The sequence below is a fragment of the Lacticaseibacillus salsurae genome (assembly GCF_045862175.1).
Classification (GTDB): domain Bacteria; phylum Bacillota; class Bacilli; order Lactobacillales; family Lactobacillaceae; genus Lacticaseibacillus; species Lacticaseibacillus salsurae.
The window spans coordinates 40,326-56,189 of sequence record NZ_BAAFZI010000013.1 but is presented as its reverse complement, the minus strand read 5'-3'; the positions used below and the strand labels follow the sequence as shown (position 1 = coordinate 56,189).

Annotated in this window: 16 protein-coding genes; all 16 read right to left on the bottom strand. The window is 49.1% G+C overall.

Annotated features, from left to right (window positions below; all coding sequences use genetic code 11):
- Nucleotides 1-276: 276 nt before the first annotated feature.
- Nucleotides 277-633 (bottom strand): 50S ribosomal protein L20, encoded by a 357-nt coding sequence (gene rplT / locus ACKTSG_RS06130; RefSeq protein WP_407892974.1) that lies wholly within the window; start codon nucleotides 631-633, stop codon nucleotides 277-279.
- A 74-nt stretch (nucleotides 634-707) separates the two neighbouring features.
- The gene (rpmI, locus tag ACKTSG_RS06125; RefSeq protein WP_054718570.1) at nucleotides 708-908 is read right to left on the bottom strand and encodes a 50S ribosomal protein L35; all 201 of its coding nucleotides are present in this window, start codon (nucleotides 906-908) and stop codon (nucleotides 708-710) included.
- Between the two features lie 29 nt (nucleotides 909-937).
- Nucleotides 938-1,465: a translation initiation factor IF-3 gene (gene infC, locus ACKTSG_RS06120; RefSeq protein ID WP_407892980.1), complete on the bottom strand. Its 528-nt coding sequence runs from the start codon at nucleotides 1,463-1,465 to the stop codon at nucleotides 938-940.
- A 207-nt stretch (nucleotides 1,466-1,672) separates the two neighbouring features.
- The gene (locus tag ACKTSG_RS06115) at nucleotides 1,673-2,053 is read right to left on the bottom strand and encodes a hypothetical protein (protein ID WP_407892972.1); all 381 of its coding nucleotides are present in this window, start codon (nucleotides 2,051-2,053) and stop codon (nucleotides 1,673-1,675) included.
- Nucleotides 2,054-2,173: 120 nt separating this feature from the next.
- The gene (rsgA, locus tag ACKTSG_RS06110; protein ID WP_407892970.1) at nucleotides 2,174-3,235 is read right to left on the bottom strand and encodes a ribosome small subunit-dependent GTPase A; all 1,062 of its coding nucleotides are present in this window, start codon (nucleotides 3,233-3,235) and stop codon (nucleotides 2,174-2,176) included.
- Between the two features lie 179 nt (nucleotides 3,236-3,414).
- Nucleotides 3,415-5,385: a threonine--tRNA ligase gene (thrS, locus tag ACKTSG_RS06105; protein WP_407892968.1), complete on the bottom strand. Its 1,971-nt coding sequence runs from the start codon at nucleotides 5,383-5,385 to the stop codon at nucleotides 3,415-3,417.
- Nucleotides 5,386-5,699: 314 nt separating this feature from the next.
- A complete protein-coding gene (locus ACKTSG_RS06100; protein ID WP_407892966.1) occupies nucleotides 5,700-6,008 on the bottom strand; it encodes a DUF2628 domain-containing protein in 309 nt (102 codons plus the stop codon).
- A 24-nt stretch (nucleotides 6,009-6,032) separates the two neighbouring features.
- Nucleotides 6,033-6,953, bottom strand: coding sequence for a primosomal protein DnaI (dnaI, locus tag ACKTSG_RS06095; protein WP_407892964.1), 921 nt, complete (start codon nucleotides 6,951-6,953; stop codon nucleotides 6,033-6,035).
- The gene (locus ACKTSG_RS06090; protein ID WP_407892963.1) at nucleotides 6,953-8,314 is read right to left on the bottom strand and encodes a replication initiation and membrane attachment family protein; all 1,362 of its coding nucleotides are present in this window, start codon (nucleotides 8,312-8,314) and stop codon (nucleotides 6,953-6,955) included. Before ACKTSG_RS06090 ends, dnaI begins: the two co-directional genes overlap by 1 nt.
- A 98-nt stretch (nucleotides 8,315-8,412) precedes the next feature.
- Complete coding sequence (gene nrdR / locus ACKTSG_RS06085; protein ID WP_407892961.1) at nucleotides 8,413-8,889, bottom strand: transcriptional regulator NrdR; 477 nt, start codon at nucleotides 8,887-8,889, stop codon at nucleotides 8,413-8,415.
- 75 nt (nucleotides 8,890-8,964) lie between these two features.
- The gene (gene coaE / locus ACKTSG_RS06080; protein ID WP_407892959.1) at nucleotides 8,965-9,564 is read right to left on the bottom strand and encodes a dephospho-CoA kinase; all 600 of its coding nucleotides are present in this window, start codon (nucleotides 9,562-9,564) and stop codon (nucleotides 8,965-8,967) included.
- Nucleotides 9,561-10,406 (bottom strand): DNA-formamidopyrimidine glycosylase, encoded by an 846-nt coding sequence (gene mutM, locus ACKTSG_RS06075; protein ID WP_407892957.1) that lies wholly within the window; start codon nucleotides 10,404-10,406, stop codon nucleotides 9,561-9,563. Before mutM ends, coaE begins: the two co-directional genes overlap by 4 nt.
- 11 nt (nucleotides 10,407-10,417) lie before the next feature.
- Nucleotides 10,418-13,057 carry a DNA polymerase I gene (gene polA / locus ACKTSG_RS06070; protein WP_407892955.1) on the bottom strand — a complete coding sequence of 880 codons (2,640 nt, stop codon included), beginning with the start codon at nucleotides 13,055-13,057 and terminating at the stop codon, nucleotides 10,418-10,420.
- 89 nt (nucleotides 13,058-13,146) lie between these two features.
- Complete coding sequence (locus ACKTSG_RS06065) at nucleotides 13,147-13,521, bottom strand: hypothetical protein (protein WP_407892953.1); 375 nt, start codon at nucleotides 13,519-13,521, stop codon at nucleotides 13,147-13,149.
- Between the two features lie 209 nt (nucleotides 13,522-13,730).
- Nucleotides 13,731-14,438, bottom strand: a complete 708-nt coding sequence (locus ACKTSG_RS06060) for a Bax inhibitor-1/YccA family protein (protein WP_407892951.1) — start codon at nucleotides 14,436-14,438, stop codon at nucleotides 13,731-13,733.
- A 95-nt stretch (nucleotides 14,439-14,533) separates the two neighbouring features.
- Nucleotides 14,534-15,853 carry a UDP-N-acetylmuramate--L-alanine ligase gene (murC, locus tag ACKTSG_RS06055; protein WP_407892949.1) on the bottom strand — a complete coding sequence of 440 codons (1,320 nt, stop codon included), beginning with the start codon at nucleotides 15,851-15,853 and terminating at the stop codon, nucleotides 14,534-14,536.
- Between the last annotated feature and the right edge of the window lie 11 nt (nucleotides 15,854-15,864).

Below are 15,864 nucleotides of genomic sequence, written 5' to 3'. Positions count from 1 at the left end.
CCGAAAATACCATTATCCCTGCATCCATCATAGTTCCTTAAACAATTAAATAACAAAAAAGCCTCCCACGGTCGGGGAGACCTTCAAAGGATAAAAACTATCCTTCAACACCATTTGACAAATTTCCGAAAATCTGGGCGGACATATTTAACTTGAGTAAAATCCATGCTCCCACCTCCTGGGGCTTATTATCCGCGTGCCACCAAGTTTGAGCAATAGCGTTTTACCCGACAAAAAAAGTGACCAGACAACTTGTCTCGTCACTTTTTACGCTATTTAGGCCAGCGCCTGTTTAGCTGTTTCTGCCAAAGCAGTAAAGCCGGCAGGATCAGCGATAGCGATGTCAGCTAACATCTTACGGTTCATGTCGACATTGGCCAACTTCAAACCGTGCATCAGCTTGCTGTAAGAAAGACCGTTCATCCGCGCAGCGGCGTTGATCCGGGCGATCCACAAACGACGGAAATCACGCTTCTTGGCGCGACGATCGCGGAAAGCATAGCGATAAGAAACCATCACTTGAGAGTTGGCTGATTTGAATAACAGATGCTTGGCACCGCGATAACCCTTGGCGAGCTTCAGTACCTTTTTACGACGCTTACGAGTAACAGTTCCACCTTTAACACGTGGCATTAGAATTCCTCCCTAAAATACGATAACTTGAGCGCGAGATCCGTGCTCCAACAATGAGCTTCCGAAATCGGAAACTACTTCATTTGGCTGAGCATCTGGCGGATCCGCTTCATATCTGAATGGGATACTAAGCCGGACTTGCGCAGTTGACGGCGTTGCTTCTTGGTCTTACCGTGGAAACGGTGAGACGTGTAGGCGTGGCCGCGCTTCAAAGCACCGCTAGCGGTTTTCTTGAAGCGCTTGGCTGAAGCGCGATGGGTCTTGAATTTTGGCATGACGATTTCCTCCTAAATAACGTTTCTGACTAATTATTTTTGTCAGCTTTTGGTGCGAGCATCAAGAACATGCTCCGCCCGTCCATTTTTGGACGAGACTCAACAACAGCAAGATCTTTGGTAGCCTCTGCCATTTGTTCCAGGACTTTTTGGCCCAAGTCCTTATGGGTGATCGCGCGACCCCGGAAACGAACGGAAACTTTGACCTTATCCCCTTTTTCAAGGAACTTGGTGGCGTTCTTCAAACGCGTGTTGAAGTCAGCCTCGCCGATCGTTGGGCTCAAACGAATTTCCTTGATGCTGATGGTTTTTTGTTTCTTGCGGGCTTCGCGTTGCTTCTTTTGCAGTTCGAAGCGGAATTTCCCGAAGTCCATGATGCGCGCAACGGGTGGCTTTGCATTCGGTGATACAAGAACCAGATCCAAGTTAGCAGCTTCTGCTAACGCTAAGGCATCGCGGGTCGCCTTCACGCCGAGTTGTTCGCCGGTTTGTGAAATCAAACGAACTTCACGTGAACGGATCCCCGAGTTGACCATCATATCTCGTGCTATGGCAATTCACCTCCAAAATTTTTGGAAAAAACCAAGCAAAAAGACGACACGAGCTTCTCTTAATAGAAACTCCCGCCGTCATGGTTACCGAACATTTGCCTAGCGGTCACACTGACGTGGGCGAGAAGCGGGCGCTTCTGCTTGTTTTCTCAACGTTTAATATCATACCTGAATGAGACGCCGGCGTCAAGCAAAAAAGATTGACGCAACCGATTATTTTGGCTGGTCCTCATCATCATCGTGCATTTGGGCCATTTTCAGCTGGAAGTCGTGGCGCTTCTTGATGAAACTCGACAACCAAGTGATCCCGGCGATCCCCACGCTACCAAACACGGCCACACCAACTGGGGTGAATTCGATAAAGGCAAACCACCACTGGGACACAAAGTACACGCCGATTAATGCGATCAACAACACCACGCCGATCAAGCTGTACATGCCGCGGCCATTGTTGGCGATCAGTTTGGTAAACCGCAAATTGCGATCACCTGGTAAAAACGCCATGATGAACATCGCCAAAATCATCACTAAGCCGCCGAGCAAGCGGGCGATGATAAACAACACCAGCCACGAGCCCCATAATTGAATGATCACGTGATCGACCTTCTTTCTTACAAATTGTAGCTTAACATACTGATCACATTTTCTCTAGACCAGCCCTTTTGCCACGATGCAAAAAATCGCCAAGTGAACCTTTCACTTGACGATCTGCAGTTATCTTAAGCGCTTGTGGCTAGCTTTGCGCATGGCTTGCATTTGCTTTTGGCTGCCAAACATCCGCTTGATCTTAGCTTGCTCACGCGCTTTGCCGCGCCGTTGCGTATTGGTCGCCGCTTCTTGTTGCAACTGTAAGAAACTGTCCAAACGCGCTTGAGTCAACGCCCCGCTAGCAATGGCGGCAAGTACCGCACAACCGGGTTCATGTTGATGGGTACAATCCTTGAAGCGACACTGCGCGGCTAACGCCAAGATATCGTTAAATGTGGCGTTGACATCTGCATCCAACAAACCCAGCTCGCGCATCCCTGGCGTATCGATCACGATACTGCCATTAGGCAACACCACAAGTTGTCGGCTCGTTGTGGTGTGGCGACCATGTGCGTCACGCACGCGAACTGCTTGCGTGGCCCCAACGACTTTGCCGCTTAATTGATTGATCAAGGTGGTTTTCCCGACACCAGACGAGCCTAACAGCGCATAAGTTTGGCTGGGTTGCATGAAATCAGCTAGCGCGACCAAGCCATCAGGTTGGGTGGCATCGCATACGATCAGTGGCGTTGGCGTCGAAACCAAGGCGGCAACTTGCGCCAATTGCGCCTCAAGCGCATGCGTTTGATCGGCTTTGGTCAACACGACAGCAGGCTTGGCCCCACTGGCTGCTGCCACTGCCAAGTACCGCTCTAGGCGTCTCAGGTTGAAGTTGTGATCCAACGCCATGCACAACAACACCCAATCGACATTCGCTGCGATCAGCTGCGCCGCATTTTGACGGCCAGCCGCTTTGCGCAAAAACACGCTGGACCGAGGATTCAACCGTTCGATGTACGCGACGTCTTCACGGTTTTGGGGCAAGCGCAACTGCACCCAATCCCCGACAGTGGGAAAGTCTTCTGGGTCCACTGCAAAATTGACCAACCATCCGGCAAGTTGCGCCTGAAAACGACCAGCTTGCGTGACAACAGTCAAAATTTGGTGGCTGAGCGCAACCACGCGCCCTAAACTCAAGCCTGTGGCAAGCGGTTGGGTGGTGATATTTCCATATTCAGATAAATTCAAAGTTTTTCCTCCAAAAACGCGGAGGTAAGCTATTTAATGCCGTCCTCCAGTAACGAGACAACGGCGAACACAATTGGCAACATAGGCAAACTCCTTTCGATTCATTAACGCCAGTATGCCAAACTCGCAGACTTTGCGCAACCAAAAAAGCCAGGCACATGGCCTGACTTCTCGTTTACTTAGTCACCTAAGACTTTGTTGGCTTCACTTGGTTTGCGGGAGCCATCGCGTGAATAGTTCTTCACTTCTGCTTCCACAGAATCAACGAACATGTTGGCAGGTTCTTCTTCAGAATCTGCTTCGCCATAACGGCGGACGGACACAGTCGCTGAAGCTAATTCTTTGTCACCGACAACAACGGTGTATGGCACCTTGCGAGTTTGGGCTTCGCGGATCTTGTAGCCCATTTTTTCGTTGCGGTTGTCCACTTCAACCCGTAAACCGGCTTTCAGCATTTTCTTCTTTAAGTCTTCAACGTAATCGTCATGGGCATCAGCCACAGGGATCAAAATGGCTTGAGTTGGCGCTAACCAAGTTGGGAAGGCCCCTTTATAAATTTCAGTTAAGTAAGCGATGAAGCGTTCCATCGTCCCCACAACACCACGGTGGATCATCACTGGCCGATGTTCTTGACCGTCTTTGCCGACATAAGTCAAGCCAAAGCGTTCTGGTAACATGAAGTCCAATTGGATCGTGGACATGGTTTCGTCGTTACCCAAAGCAGTCTTGGTTTGGATATCAAGCTTTGGCCCGTAGAACGCGGCTTCGCCTTCTGCTTCATAGTAATCCAAGCCCAAATCATCCATGGCGCCTTTTAACATGGTTTGGCTGCGTGTCCACATTTCTTCATCATCGAAGTACTTTTCCGTGTTCTTAGGATCGCGGTAAGACAAGCGGAAAGTGTAATCGTTGATGTTGAAGTCTTCGTAGACATCCATGATCAAACGCAAGATCTTCTTGAATTCTTCTTGGATCTGATCCAACGCAACGAAAGTGTGGCCATCGTTTAAGGTCATTTCCCGCACACGTTGTAACCCAGATAAAGCACCAGATTTTTCATAACGGTGCATCATCCCAAGTTCGGCAATGCGCAGTGGCAATTCGCGATATGAGCGAATGTGATGCTTGTAGATCTGGATATGAGATGGGCAATTCATTGGCCGTAATTCAAGCATTTCACCGTCGCCCATGTCCATTGGTGGGAACATGTCTTCGCGATAGTGATCCCAGTGGCCAGAAGTCTTGTAAAGATCCAAGTTAGCCAAAATTGGGGTATACACATGTTGATAGCCATCCGCTAATTCTTTGTCGATGATGTAGCGTTCGATCACGCGACGGATCGTGGCGCCATTTGGCATCCAATATGGCAAGCCGGCACCGGCTTTAGGATCAACGAAGAACAGATCCAGATCGCGGCCGATGTTACGGTGGTCGCGTTCTTTGGCTTCTGCGCGACGCTTGGCATCTTCTTCAAGGTCTGCAGCTTTGTAATACGCCGTGCCGTAGATCCGTTGCAACATTGGGTTGGAAGATTTGCCTTCCCAATAAGCCCCAGCCACGCTTAACAGATCAAAATGCTTCAAGTCTTTTAAGCTTGGCAACAAGGCTGATTCTTCAAAATCAAAGAAGTCACCCAATTGGAAGCCTTTAACGTCGCCATCTAAAGCGTCGACTAATTGCTTTTTGAAAGGTTCATTGGCAAAATAGGCCAATGCTTCATCGTGACTCAAGGTCTTAGAAGCGATCGGAGCGTTGGCTTTGACGATCTCGGCCATTTTGGCTTTGATAGCAGGCAGTTGATCAACTGTCAATTGCCCATTGTCTTTGTCAGTGTCATAAAAGAAGCCATCGTCTTGGGCTTCGCCTTGGCCCAAACGCACTTCTGGGAACAAGTCTTTGATCGCAGCAGCTAACACAAAAGTAGCGGTTTGACGCAAAACTTCCAAGCCGTCATCAGAATCTTTGGTGACGATCTCAAGTTCGGCATCAGCGTTCAATTGGGTATCCAAGTTGACCAATTGACCGTTGAGTTTCCCAGCGACGGCTTTTTTACCTAAGCTGATGGCGATGGACTTGGCAAAATCCAACACGGTGATGCCGGCTTCGGCATCGCGTTGGGATTTGTCTGGTAAAGTGATTGAAATTGACATATGATTTTCCCCTTTTCATTGATTCAGGAGTACAAAAAAGTCCCGGACGTCATCACTGACATCCGGGACGATTGGCTAATCGCGGTTCCACCCGACTTGAAAGTACGCATACTTTCCTCTTTGTGCGTTAACCCAGCACGGGTCGAATGAACTACGAGAAGCGGTGCGGATCAGGTCGTGTGACGTTTACAGCCAAGACGTCAGCTCTCTGTTCATGATCCTTGTAACTCCTGTCTTCGATACTTAGATTAAAACACATGGCAGATGCAGATACAAGCCCCAATTTGAAAAAAGTCTTGAAAATCGATTTTGGACTAGCCGATAAATCCGCGTTGCCGCAACAAATCAGCGCTCGTTTGATCCGTGGGCCGATAGCCTTGTTTCAACAGATCATTGATATAGATCTTGTTGTAAATGATCGCAAAAATGATCGAAATGATCGATACGGAAATGCCCCATGTGAACGTCCCAGTACCGATTTGCAAAACAGCAATGATCAAGGCCCATTTCCAGTCCCCACGAAATAACGCTGGGAAAAAACCAAAGAAAAACGTGGTCCAAGACCAGCCGATCTTGACATTTTTGATCTGGTTGGTGGCATCATGGGTTAAACTTGCGTGCATTTTTTCTCCTCCAAAGGGGTGAGATCACCCGTTGCGACGATCACGGCCACCCACTGCGATTTCAGTGGCCAAAAACTGGATCCGCGCCATGATGCGCGATGCTTTCATGGCTTCATTGTCCCCACGATCAGCCCCAGCCAAAAAGCGCTTCAACTCGTCCATGGTTTTGTTGCTCGAAAATAACGTTGGCAACTCTTCTTGCATGCGATATTGCAAAATGATCCCTAGCACTTCATCGCGGAACCAAGGGCTCAAGGCTTCTGCGCCAATATCGTCTAACATCAATACCGGTGCGACTTTGATCGCGTTGATCTTGGCTAACACTGAGTTGGTTTGGATCGCATTTTTCATTTCAACGGCATAAGTTGGCACATGCAACAGCGTCGAGCCAACGCCTTGCTCCGCTAATTCGTTGGCGATGGCACCGAGTAAATAGGTTTTACCGACGCCAAATGGTCCCGTCAAATACAGCCCTTTGTGAAAATCATGCGGCTGATCTGCGACATCGACAGTGAATTGAACCGCCGCTTGTAAAGCTTCCCCACGGTCTTTGTCGTCATAAACGGCCAAGTTGGCGTGTTGGATGGCTTTAGGCATATTGATGGCGTTGATCAAGCGCTTTTGATCTGCGAGTTTGTCCAGGGCTTGTTTTTCCGCAGTCGGCTCATAGGCCAAGTCGATTTGCCCATTGGAAACCACTAGCTCAGGTTGATAGCCTGGCGCAAAGCTGCTAATGCCTTTCAAGCGCTTATCACGTTCATTGACGAATTCATAGATCTTCGCTGCCCCACGTCTGGTGGCATCGGCTGCCAATTGGTCTTTGTGCGCCCGTAAAAAAGCTTGGACTTCAGGATCGGCGGCAGCTTTGTTGATGGCGTCATGAAACGCGCCAGTCAAATGCCGCTGATCCATTAATTTCTGCAATTCGGCATGCATATCTTTCATCAGGATTCAGATCCTTTCTTCCGCATGGCTTTGAGTCGCGCCAACCCCGCTTCGATCGATTGTTTGCTTTGCACCGAAACCGGTTTTGAAACCGGTTGGTAATCTGGTTTCATCCAATCCGGCGTATCTTCTTGGCGATTCGGCCGCCGGTTGCGGGTATTTTTGGCGGGTTGTTGGGCTTCTTTTCTGATCTGTTGCAACGCCGATTCAGGAGTGCTGACATTGGCAGTGATCCAACGCTGCACAAACCCGTTGAGCAGCGCTTGGCTCAATGAATCATAACTGCGCAAGACATAATCGATCAAAATATTCACCGTGGCTTCTGGGAACACATGGCGAGAAACCAACTCACGCAGCGCAAAGATCTCGTTTTTGCCAGCATAGGCGCGCGCATTTTTGGCCTTTTTCGTCGCTTCCAAAAACGTGCGTGGCGCTTGGCTCTTGGCACGTTTGAGTAAGTCGGCTTCTGGCGGCGTCAGATCGGCGATGGCCGAATTGGATACCGGCGTTGGCGTTGCAGGTTTGGCTTGATCCGAAAAAGCTGGCGCATCTGCTTTGCGATACGTTTGCTCCACAAATTGTCGCAACTGCCGTAAGTTCAACTTGCCTGAGATCACATCAATGGCCCGGCTGATCTGACGGGCAAATGTCGGTGGATTCAAGCCGTAAAAGCGCGCCATTTCATACAAAGCGGTGCGATTTTTGTCAAGTTCACCAGGCGCAATATTGCTGGTGGTCAACATTGACGCCAACAAGCCCCAATCATAGCCACCGTCATCATCTAAGCTGACTTCAGGCGCGGCTTTCAAGGCCAGATCTTGTTGGACTTGGCCTGCAGCAGTTGGCGTTTCCAAGACATTCGTTAAATGATACACATCCAAGAAATTCGCCGACACCTCTTGCCAATCGTCGCGGCGCACCGGATGTAAAGCAAATTCTTCTGCCAATTCGCGATATCTAGCATCCCCAACGCGATCATACAGCAACATTCCCAACAGATCGTCATTAAAAAACGCTTGCGGGGTAACTGGCGCATAAAGTTCATACGCATAATAGCGACTGATCGCATCAGTAGTGGTATAGGTTTTCATCAACCCCACTGCTTCCAAATGCACCCGCGCATCATATAGCGTATCCACGCCAATATTCAACAGATCTAATAAGCGTGTTTGCGAGCGGCGATCTGACACCAATGGTCTGGGCTTGGCTTCTTGCCATAAGCTTAGATATAACGCCATGGCCACTGGTCCGACTAAAGGTTGATACAAGCTAACGGCGACGTGTTGGTCGACGTTGCTAAAATAAGTGGCTTGGGCAACTAAATAGTCGTCTTGGGCCATGAAATTTTGTGGACGTTCCAAATCCGCGCCTCCTTTACGCTTGACACAAAAGCGCCCGACTTGTCGACCCTGAGATCAGGATCTGCAAGGCGAGCGCATGTCGCGACTGGAAAACAAGGTTACTTGTTTTCGTCTGATTGATTTTCTTTGTTCATCATGTCTTGAAGTTCTTGCATGAACACAGACATGTCTTTGAACTGACGATACACGCTGGCAAAACGAATATAAGCCACGTCATCGACATCAGAAAGTTTGCTCATCACATACTCCCCAATGGCTTGGCTTGAGACTTCATTTTCCCCAATGGCGCGCAGCTTGTTTTCGACTGACTCAACGATGCCTTGCATTTGCTCCATGGTGACCGGCCGTTTTTCAGCAGCCCGGATCAACCCTTTCAAGATCTTTTCGCGGTTGAATTCTTCGCGGGTGCCGTTTTTCTTGATAACCAGCAATGGCGTTTGTTCGACGCGCTCAAATGTGGTGAAGCGAAAACCGCAATTTTCGCATTCCCGCCGCCGCCGAATGGCTTTGCCGCCATCGGTTGGCCGCGAGTCGACCACGCGACTACTATTGTGATGACAATGTGGGCACTGCAAGCAACACACCTTCTTATCCGTTTTCAGTTATTATAACACAGCCACACCGCGACTTTCACTGGGTTTATGCATTGGCTATTGGGCCGTTAAGTGCGCGATCAGCTGGTTGACTTGCACTTCACGCATTTGCGCCCCTAGTGAGTTGTCAATGACAAAATCGGCTTGCGCCACTTTAGCCGCAAGCGGCATTTGCGAGTCGATGCGGGCTTTGGCTTGCACTTCGCTGAGGTTATCGCGCGCCATCAAGCGTTTCAATTGCAGTGGCGGCGTGATGTTGACCACCGCGACACCATCAAAATATTGTTCCCAATGCGTTTCATACATCAAGGGGATCTCGCCGACTACCAGTTTGGCGCCACTATTGACCGCTTCGTCTAACGCTTTGGTCAACGCCACGCGAATATAAGGGTGTTCAATGGCGTTGAGGTCGGCCAGCGCTTGCGGATGGCCGAACACTTTGGCGCCTAACGCTTTGCGATCAAGGGTGCCGTCTGGTTGGATCACCTCTTGGCCAAAACGCAAGGCGATTTTTTTCAGCGCCAACGAATTTGGCGCCACGATCTGCCTGGCGATCGCGTCAGCATCGATCACCGGATAGCCAGCTTGTTTAAACAAGTCAGCCACTGTACTTTTGCCACTAGCGATGCCGCCAGTTAAGCCTAATTTATATGTCAATGGATCACTCGCTTCCTTAACTTTTGGCACCCAGGGCAATAATGCGTCCCGCGTTGGCCGACTTTGGTTTTCACGATCAAGGTGCCACAGCGCACACATGGCGTGCCTTGTTTGCCATAAACGCGCAACTGGTTTTGAAAACCGCCAGTTTGTCCATCGGCGCTGATAAACGTATGTACTGTGGTACCACCAAGTTTGATCGATGCGGCTAACACGGCAATGATCTGATCATGCAAGGCATCTGCTTCGCGACGCTTCAACGTACATGCTGGTTGCATCGGGTTGATCTTTGCGCGCCACAAGGTTTCGTCGGCGTAAATATTGCCGACGCCAGCGACGACACTTTGGTCCAAAATCACCGATTTGATCGGCTTTTTGTGCTTTTGCAGCGTGTGAAAGAAAGCTTCCGCGTCAAAATCCGCCGCCGTGGGTTCTGGCCCAATGGTTTTCAACCCAGCCACTTGCATTTCGCTGCCGGTATCGCACAACTGCATCCGGCCAAATTTGCGCATATCCAAATACCGCAACTGACTGCCATCGGTAAAATCAAACCACACATGCAAAAACCGTGCTGGTGGCTCATTTGCCGTTTGGGCCAGCTGGTATTTGCCTTCCATCCGCAAATGCGACACCAATGTGAGATGGTGATCAAAGCGCAACAACAAGTACTTGCCGCGGCGATCCACTGCCGTTACTGTAGCACCAGTCAATGCTTCGGCAAACCTGGCCGAGCCGCCGATCAAGATCTTCTCCCAATTGGTGTGGACCCCACATACCGTTTTGCCAACGATCAGTTCAGACAGCGCGCGGCGCACATTTTCAACTTCTGGTAATTCCGGCATGGCTCTCCTTTCTACTTGGCGTCATACCAAGTGGGACCATAAGAGCTTTCCACTTTCAACGGCACTGCCAAGTCAACGGCGGAATCCATCACTTTTGGCACCAATTTGCCTAAAATCGGCATTTCAGCTTCTGGGCCTTCAAAAATCAGTTCATCGTGAACTTGCAACAACATGCGACTTTGCAGCTTTTGGTCTTTGAGCATTTGTTGCATGCGGATCATCGCCACTTTGATAATGTCTGCGGCAGAGCCTTGGATCGGCGTGTTCATCGCCGTGCGTTCCGCAAATTGCCGCAAGTTGAAATTGCGCGAGTGGATCTGATCCAAATAGCGCCGGCGATGGAACAAGGTTTCCACAAACCCAGTTTCACGCGCTTGGGCCACCATCTTATCCATGTATTCGCGGACTTTGGGATATTGTTCAAAATACCCATCGATGAAGGCTTTGGCTTGTTTGCGGGTGATGCCGATGTTTTTAGCCAACCCAAAATCAGAGATCCCATACACGATCCCAAAATTGGTGGCTTTGGCTTGGCGGCGCATGTCAGGCGTCACTTGGTCGGCAGAATCCAACCCAAAGATCTTCATGGCGGTGTTGGCATGGATATCGCGATCTTCTTTAAAAGCTTCTTGCATGTTGGCATCACCGGAAATGTGTGCCAAAACCCGCAACTCGATTTGCGAATAATCTGAACTGAAGATCTGCCAGCCAGCATGTGACGGCACAAAGGCTTTGCGGATCAACTTGCCATCACCGCGAGCAGGGATATTTTGCATGTTGGGATCAACTGACGATAAGCGACCAGTTTGCGTCAAGGTTTGCAAGTAGCGCGTGTGGATCTTTTGATCTGGCAATTGGGCTTTGAGCAAGCCTTTGACATAAGTGGATTGGAGCTTAGAAACGGCACGATAATCCAAAATGTCTTGCACGATCGGGTAATCATGGCTGAGTTGCTCTAAAACATCAACACTGGTGGAATAGCCAGTCTTGGTTTTTTTGATCACAGGCAAATTCAGTTTTTCAAACAAGACTTCCCCTAATTGCTTTGGCGAATTCAAGTTGAACTCAAGACCAGCTTGGCCATAGATCTTTTCTTGTAACACTTTGATGGATTGGGCATATTGCTCACCCATGGCTTGCAAGGTTTTGGCTTCAAGGGTGATGCCCACTTCTTCCATGGCGGCCAATACCCGAGCCAGCGGCATTTCCATGTCGTCAAATAACCCAGCTTGATCATGATCAGCCAAGTCTTGGGTCAAATGCGGCCGCAACGTTAACAAGGCTTGGGCTTTGCGGGCAAAATGGCTGAACAATTGGTCTTCTTCAGGCACTGCCAACTTAGCGCCTTTGCCATACACGGCTTCATCAAATTCCAATGTGTAGTCATGATCTTGTGCGATTTGGCCTAAATCGTTGGCATTTTGATCTGGGTTAAGCAAATAAGACGCCAACAGTACATCAAAATCCACCCGATCCAACGCCAAACCATATTTCTTAGCCGCGACTAAGTTTCGCTTCAAGTCAAATACCGTGATGTGATCGCGGGCATTCAACCATGTTTGTAGCGCTGGCATGGCCAACAAGGTCGCGTCTGCAGAAACAAAGACTTGCGATGCGGTACCGACAAACCACCCAATGGCATCAGCGGTATGGTAGTTTTCCGTCAACATTTCGATTTCAAAAGCGATCGGTTCATCAACTGCCAACAGATCCGCCAAATTGGCATCAGAGATCACTTCATAGTGCGCTTTTGGTTGCACCACAGGTGATTGTTTGTTGAGCTTATTTAAGGCTTGATGCATGTCTAATTCAGTATAAAATTTCCGCAGCGCATCCAGATCTGGACCGGTATAGGTGGTGTCTTCTAAACCCACGGTCAGCGGCGCATCTTGACGAATGGTCGCCAAGTCTTTGCTCATAAACGCATCGTCGCGCCCAGCGATCAGATTTTCTTTCATTTTCGATTTTTTGAGGTCGTCGATATGGTCGTACAGATTTTCAATGGAACCATATTCAGTTAACAGTTTGAGTGCCGTTTTTGGTCCGATACCGGCGACACCGGGGTAATTATCTGACGTGTCGCCCATCAAGCCTTTCATGTCGATGAATTGCCGTGGGGTCACGCCGACTTTTTCCTTGAGGTTTTCCGGAGTGAAGGCTTCTAGTTCCGCCACCCCTTTTTTGGTCACTTGCACGGTGACATGATCAGTCGCCAATTGCGTCAGATCGCGGTCACCAGTGACCACTGTCGTTTCCCAGCCTGCCGCTTGCGCTTGTTTGGCCAGCGTGCCGATGATATCGTCAGCTTCCCAATCTTGCAATTCGTAATGCGCCATGCCGTGATCGTCTAACAAGGTTTTGATCAATGGCAGTTGTTCCAGTAACTCTTCTGGCGCCCGATCGCGATTGCCTTTGTAATCACCAAACTTTTTCGTGCGAAAAGTCCCGCCAGAGCGGTCAAATGCCACCAAGATCCGGTCTGGCTGAAATTGATCGATCAGCGAATCCAACATGTTGTTAAACGTGAATACCGCGTTGGTGTGGACCCCTGCTTGGTTAGTGAAGCGATCCAATTGATTGTATAACGCATAAAACGCGCGAAATGCCATTGAGTTGCCGTCGATCAGCAACAGTTTTGTTTTGTCGGCCATAATGTCCTCCTCAAAAGTCCTATGTTTATTGTACCAGATTTAAGGCCCAACAAAACAGCCAAGCACAAGGGCGCTTGGCTCACGACGACTTATGCCCGCGGTGGCATATACCGATTGAATTGGTCCAGCACTTGGGTCTCAGATAAACTCAAATGCCCAGTTTGCGCCAAAAAGCGCAAATACAAGCTGATGCACAATAAGCGGATAAACGCGTCATGATCCTCAGCTGGCCCGCCTTTGGCCCAATCCGGATTCAACGCCGCCATGGCTTGATGCAACTGCCATGGGGCGACTTGCTCGATCGCCACATCTTGAATCTGACTCAACGCATGGGCAAAACTTCTGATCGCATCATCGATTTCTTCATCAGACACATCCAAAAACCGCAACGCCAATAATGCCGGGACCCGATCAAATGCTGGTAGCGTCTGTTCAACACTAGTTTCTAATACCGAGTTTGCCATAAGCTTTCCTCCCAATCAATTGGCACAACTGGTCACAATTTTAGTATGAACACTGCAACGCCAAAAATCGAATTTCCGCCCTTGCACCAAGCACCAGCCAAACCGCCACAAGTAGCAAAACCCAATACCCTAGCGGCTTGACGCGTGATCAGTGGGTGGCGCTGGGCACAAAAAAACGCCTTTACCAACAGGCAAAGGCGTTAGATCCATTAACGATTGTCGGAAACCCCGAAGATCTGCAAGATCACCATAAACAAGTTCAAGAAGTCCAAGTAAAGCATCAATGCCCCTTGTACCGCCAAACTTGAGGTATTGACGGCAAAGTTACCGTCACCAGAAGCAGTCAAGTAAATGCGCTTCAACGCTTGGGTATCTGCAGCAGTCATGATGATGAAGATGATCAAGATCGCATATGAGATCAACATCGCCATAAAGCTTGAGCCGATCAACATGTTGATGAATGTCAACACGATCACGCCGATCAATGCTGAAAGCGCGTAGCGGCCAGCCATTGAGAGGTTTTGATGAGTCGTGCGACCCACCACTGACATGGTGAAGAAGATCACCGCCGTCACCACCAAAGAGATCCCGATGTTAGCGGCTGGGTAGATCAACCACACTGAAGCCAAGGTGAACCCATATGAAGCTGCCATCAAGCCAAACATCGTCCGCGCATAAGCAGGAGACTGTTGACCACGGCGACCAGAGATCATAAACGACAAGATCAGTGGTAAGAATGTCGCCACGATGAACAAGAGGCGATTGGAAACGATGAAGTTCCCATATTGGACTTGGAACACATTTCCTAACAAATAACTGATCAAAGCGGTGATCAATAACCCACCGCCCATGGTGCTATAGACTTTCGAGAAAAAAGTGGAAAGTCCTGCATCATTGACAACACGACGTTCTTGCATCGAATCGTCTCCTTTCAAACTAGCTTTAAGTCACATTATAGCGGCAATTCGATCACTTGTCGTTAGACTTAAGACTGAGATCGACAAGTGTCACTTTATTTCAATTCACCGTGAGCCAACAAGTCTTCAAAAGCAACTTCATACTTTTGAATATCGCCAGCGCCCATGAAGACGAACACTGCGTTGTCATAGTCCAACAATGCCGACATGTCATCTAATTTGATCACGGCACCTGGCTTGGTCACTTTGGCTTGGAGGTCTTCAGCCGAAACTGAACCGGAAGTTTCCCGCGCACTGGTGAAAATCGGCGTCACGTAAACGGCATCAGCTTTGCTCAACGTTTCCGCAAACTCATCTAAGTATGCGATGGTCCGTGAGAAGGTGTGCGGTTGGAACACTGCGACAACTTGTTGATCCGGATACTTTTGGCGTGCGGCGTCTAACGTGGCTTTGATTTCAGATGGATGGTGGGCATAGTCATCGATGATCACGGCATTGCTCATCTTCTTTTCAGAAAAGCGCCGTTTAACGCCTGAGAAGCTAGCCAATTCACGCGCAATGTAATCTGGGTCGAGCTTTTCAGCGTATGCCACAGCCACCACAGCCAAGGCATTGAGGACACTGTGTTCCCCAAATAACGGCACATGGAAATGGCCGATCAATTCATTGTGATGGAACGCATCAAAACTCGAGCCGGTCGTGGTGCGACTGATATTTTTGGCGATGAAATCATCGGTATCTTTGGTCCCATAATAATAAACCGGAACTTTGGCATCGATCTTGCGCAACCAAGCATCATCCCCCCAAGCAAAAATCGCTTTTTGAACTTGTTGGGCTTCCGTTTGAAACGCAGAATACACATCTTCAATGCCGGTATAGTAATCAGGATGATCAAAATCAATATTGGTCATGATCATATAGTCTGGCGAATATGCTAAGAAATGCCGGCGATATTCATCCGCTTCAAACACGAAGAACTTGGAATCAGGCGTGCCTTTACCAGTCCCGTCCCCGATCAGATAAGAGGTTTTGTCGATGCCGCTTAAAGTGTGCGCCAATAAACCCGTCGTTGAGGTCTTACCATGGGCGCCAGCCACGCCGATAGACGTGTAAGGCTTCATGAATTCCCCAACAAATTGGTGATAGCGATAGAACTTCAAGCCTAATTCATGGGCTTTAACCACTTCTGGATGCTCGTCGGTAAACGAATTCCCACAGATCACCGTGTAGCCTGCCTTTAAGTTGGCTGGGTCAAATGGCAACATTTCGATGCCAGCTTGAGCCAAGCCGCGTTGGGTGAACGTGTATTGGGTGATATCCGAACCTAACACGGTATTGCCCATATCATGCAAGATCAATGCCAATGCGGACATACCTGAACCTTTAATACCGATAAAATAATACGTTTGAGTCATGTTTTTCCCCT

Excerpts from the sequence above, each read along its gene's own strand:
- dnaI (WP_407892964.1), bottom strand. The coding sequence starts at position 6,953 with ATGAAAGATATGCATGCCGAATTGCAGAAATTAATGGATCAGCGGCAT.
- rplT (WP_407892974.1), bottom strand. The coding sequence starts at position 633 with ATGCCACGTGTTAAAGGTGGAACTGTTACTCGTAAGCGTCGTAAAAAG.
- ACKTSG_RS06060 (WP_407892951.1), bottom strand. The coding sequence starts at position 14,438 with ATGCAAGAACGTCGTGTTGTCAATGATGCAGGACTTTCCACTTTTTTC.
- mutM (WP_407892957.1), bottom strand. The coding sequence starts at position 10,406 with ATGCCGGAATTACCAGAAGTTGAAAATGTGCGCCGCGCGCTGTCTGAA.
- ACKTSG_RS06065 (WP_407892953.1), bottom strand. The coding sequence starts at position 13,521 with ATGGCAAACTCGGTATTAGAAACTAGTGTTGAACAGACGCTACCAGCA.
- thrS (WP_407892968.1), bottom strand. The coding sequence starts at position 5,385 with ATGTCAATTTCAATCACTTTACCAGACAAATCCCAACGCGATGCCGAA.
- ACKTSG_RS06100 (WP_407892966.1), bottom strand. The coding sequence starts at position 6,008 with ATGCACGCAAGTTTAACCCATGATGCCACCAACCAGATCAAAAATGTC.
- polA (WP_407892955.1), bottom strand. The coding sequence starts at position 13,057 with ATGGCCGACAAAACAAAACTGTTGCTGATCGACGGCAACTCAATGGCA.
- murC (WP_407892949.1), bottom strand. The coding sequence starts at position 15,853 with ATGACTCAAACGTATTATTTTATCGGTATTAAAGGTTCAGGTATGTCC.
- rpmI (WP_054718570.1), bottom strand. The coding sequence starts at position 908 with ATGCCAAAATTCAAGACCCATCGCGCTTCAGCCAAGCGCTTCAAGAAA.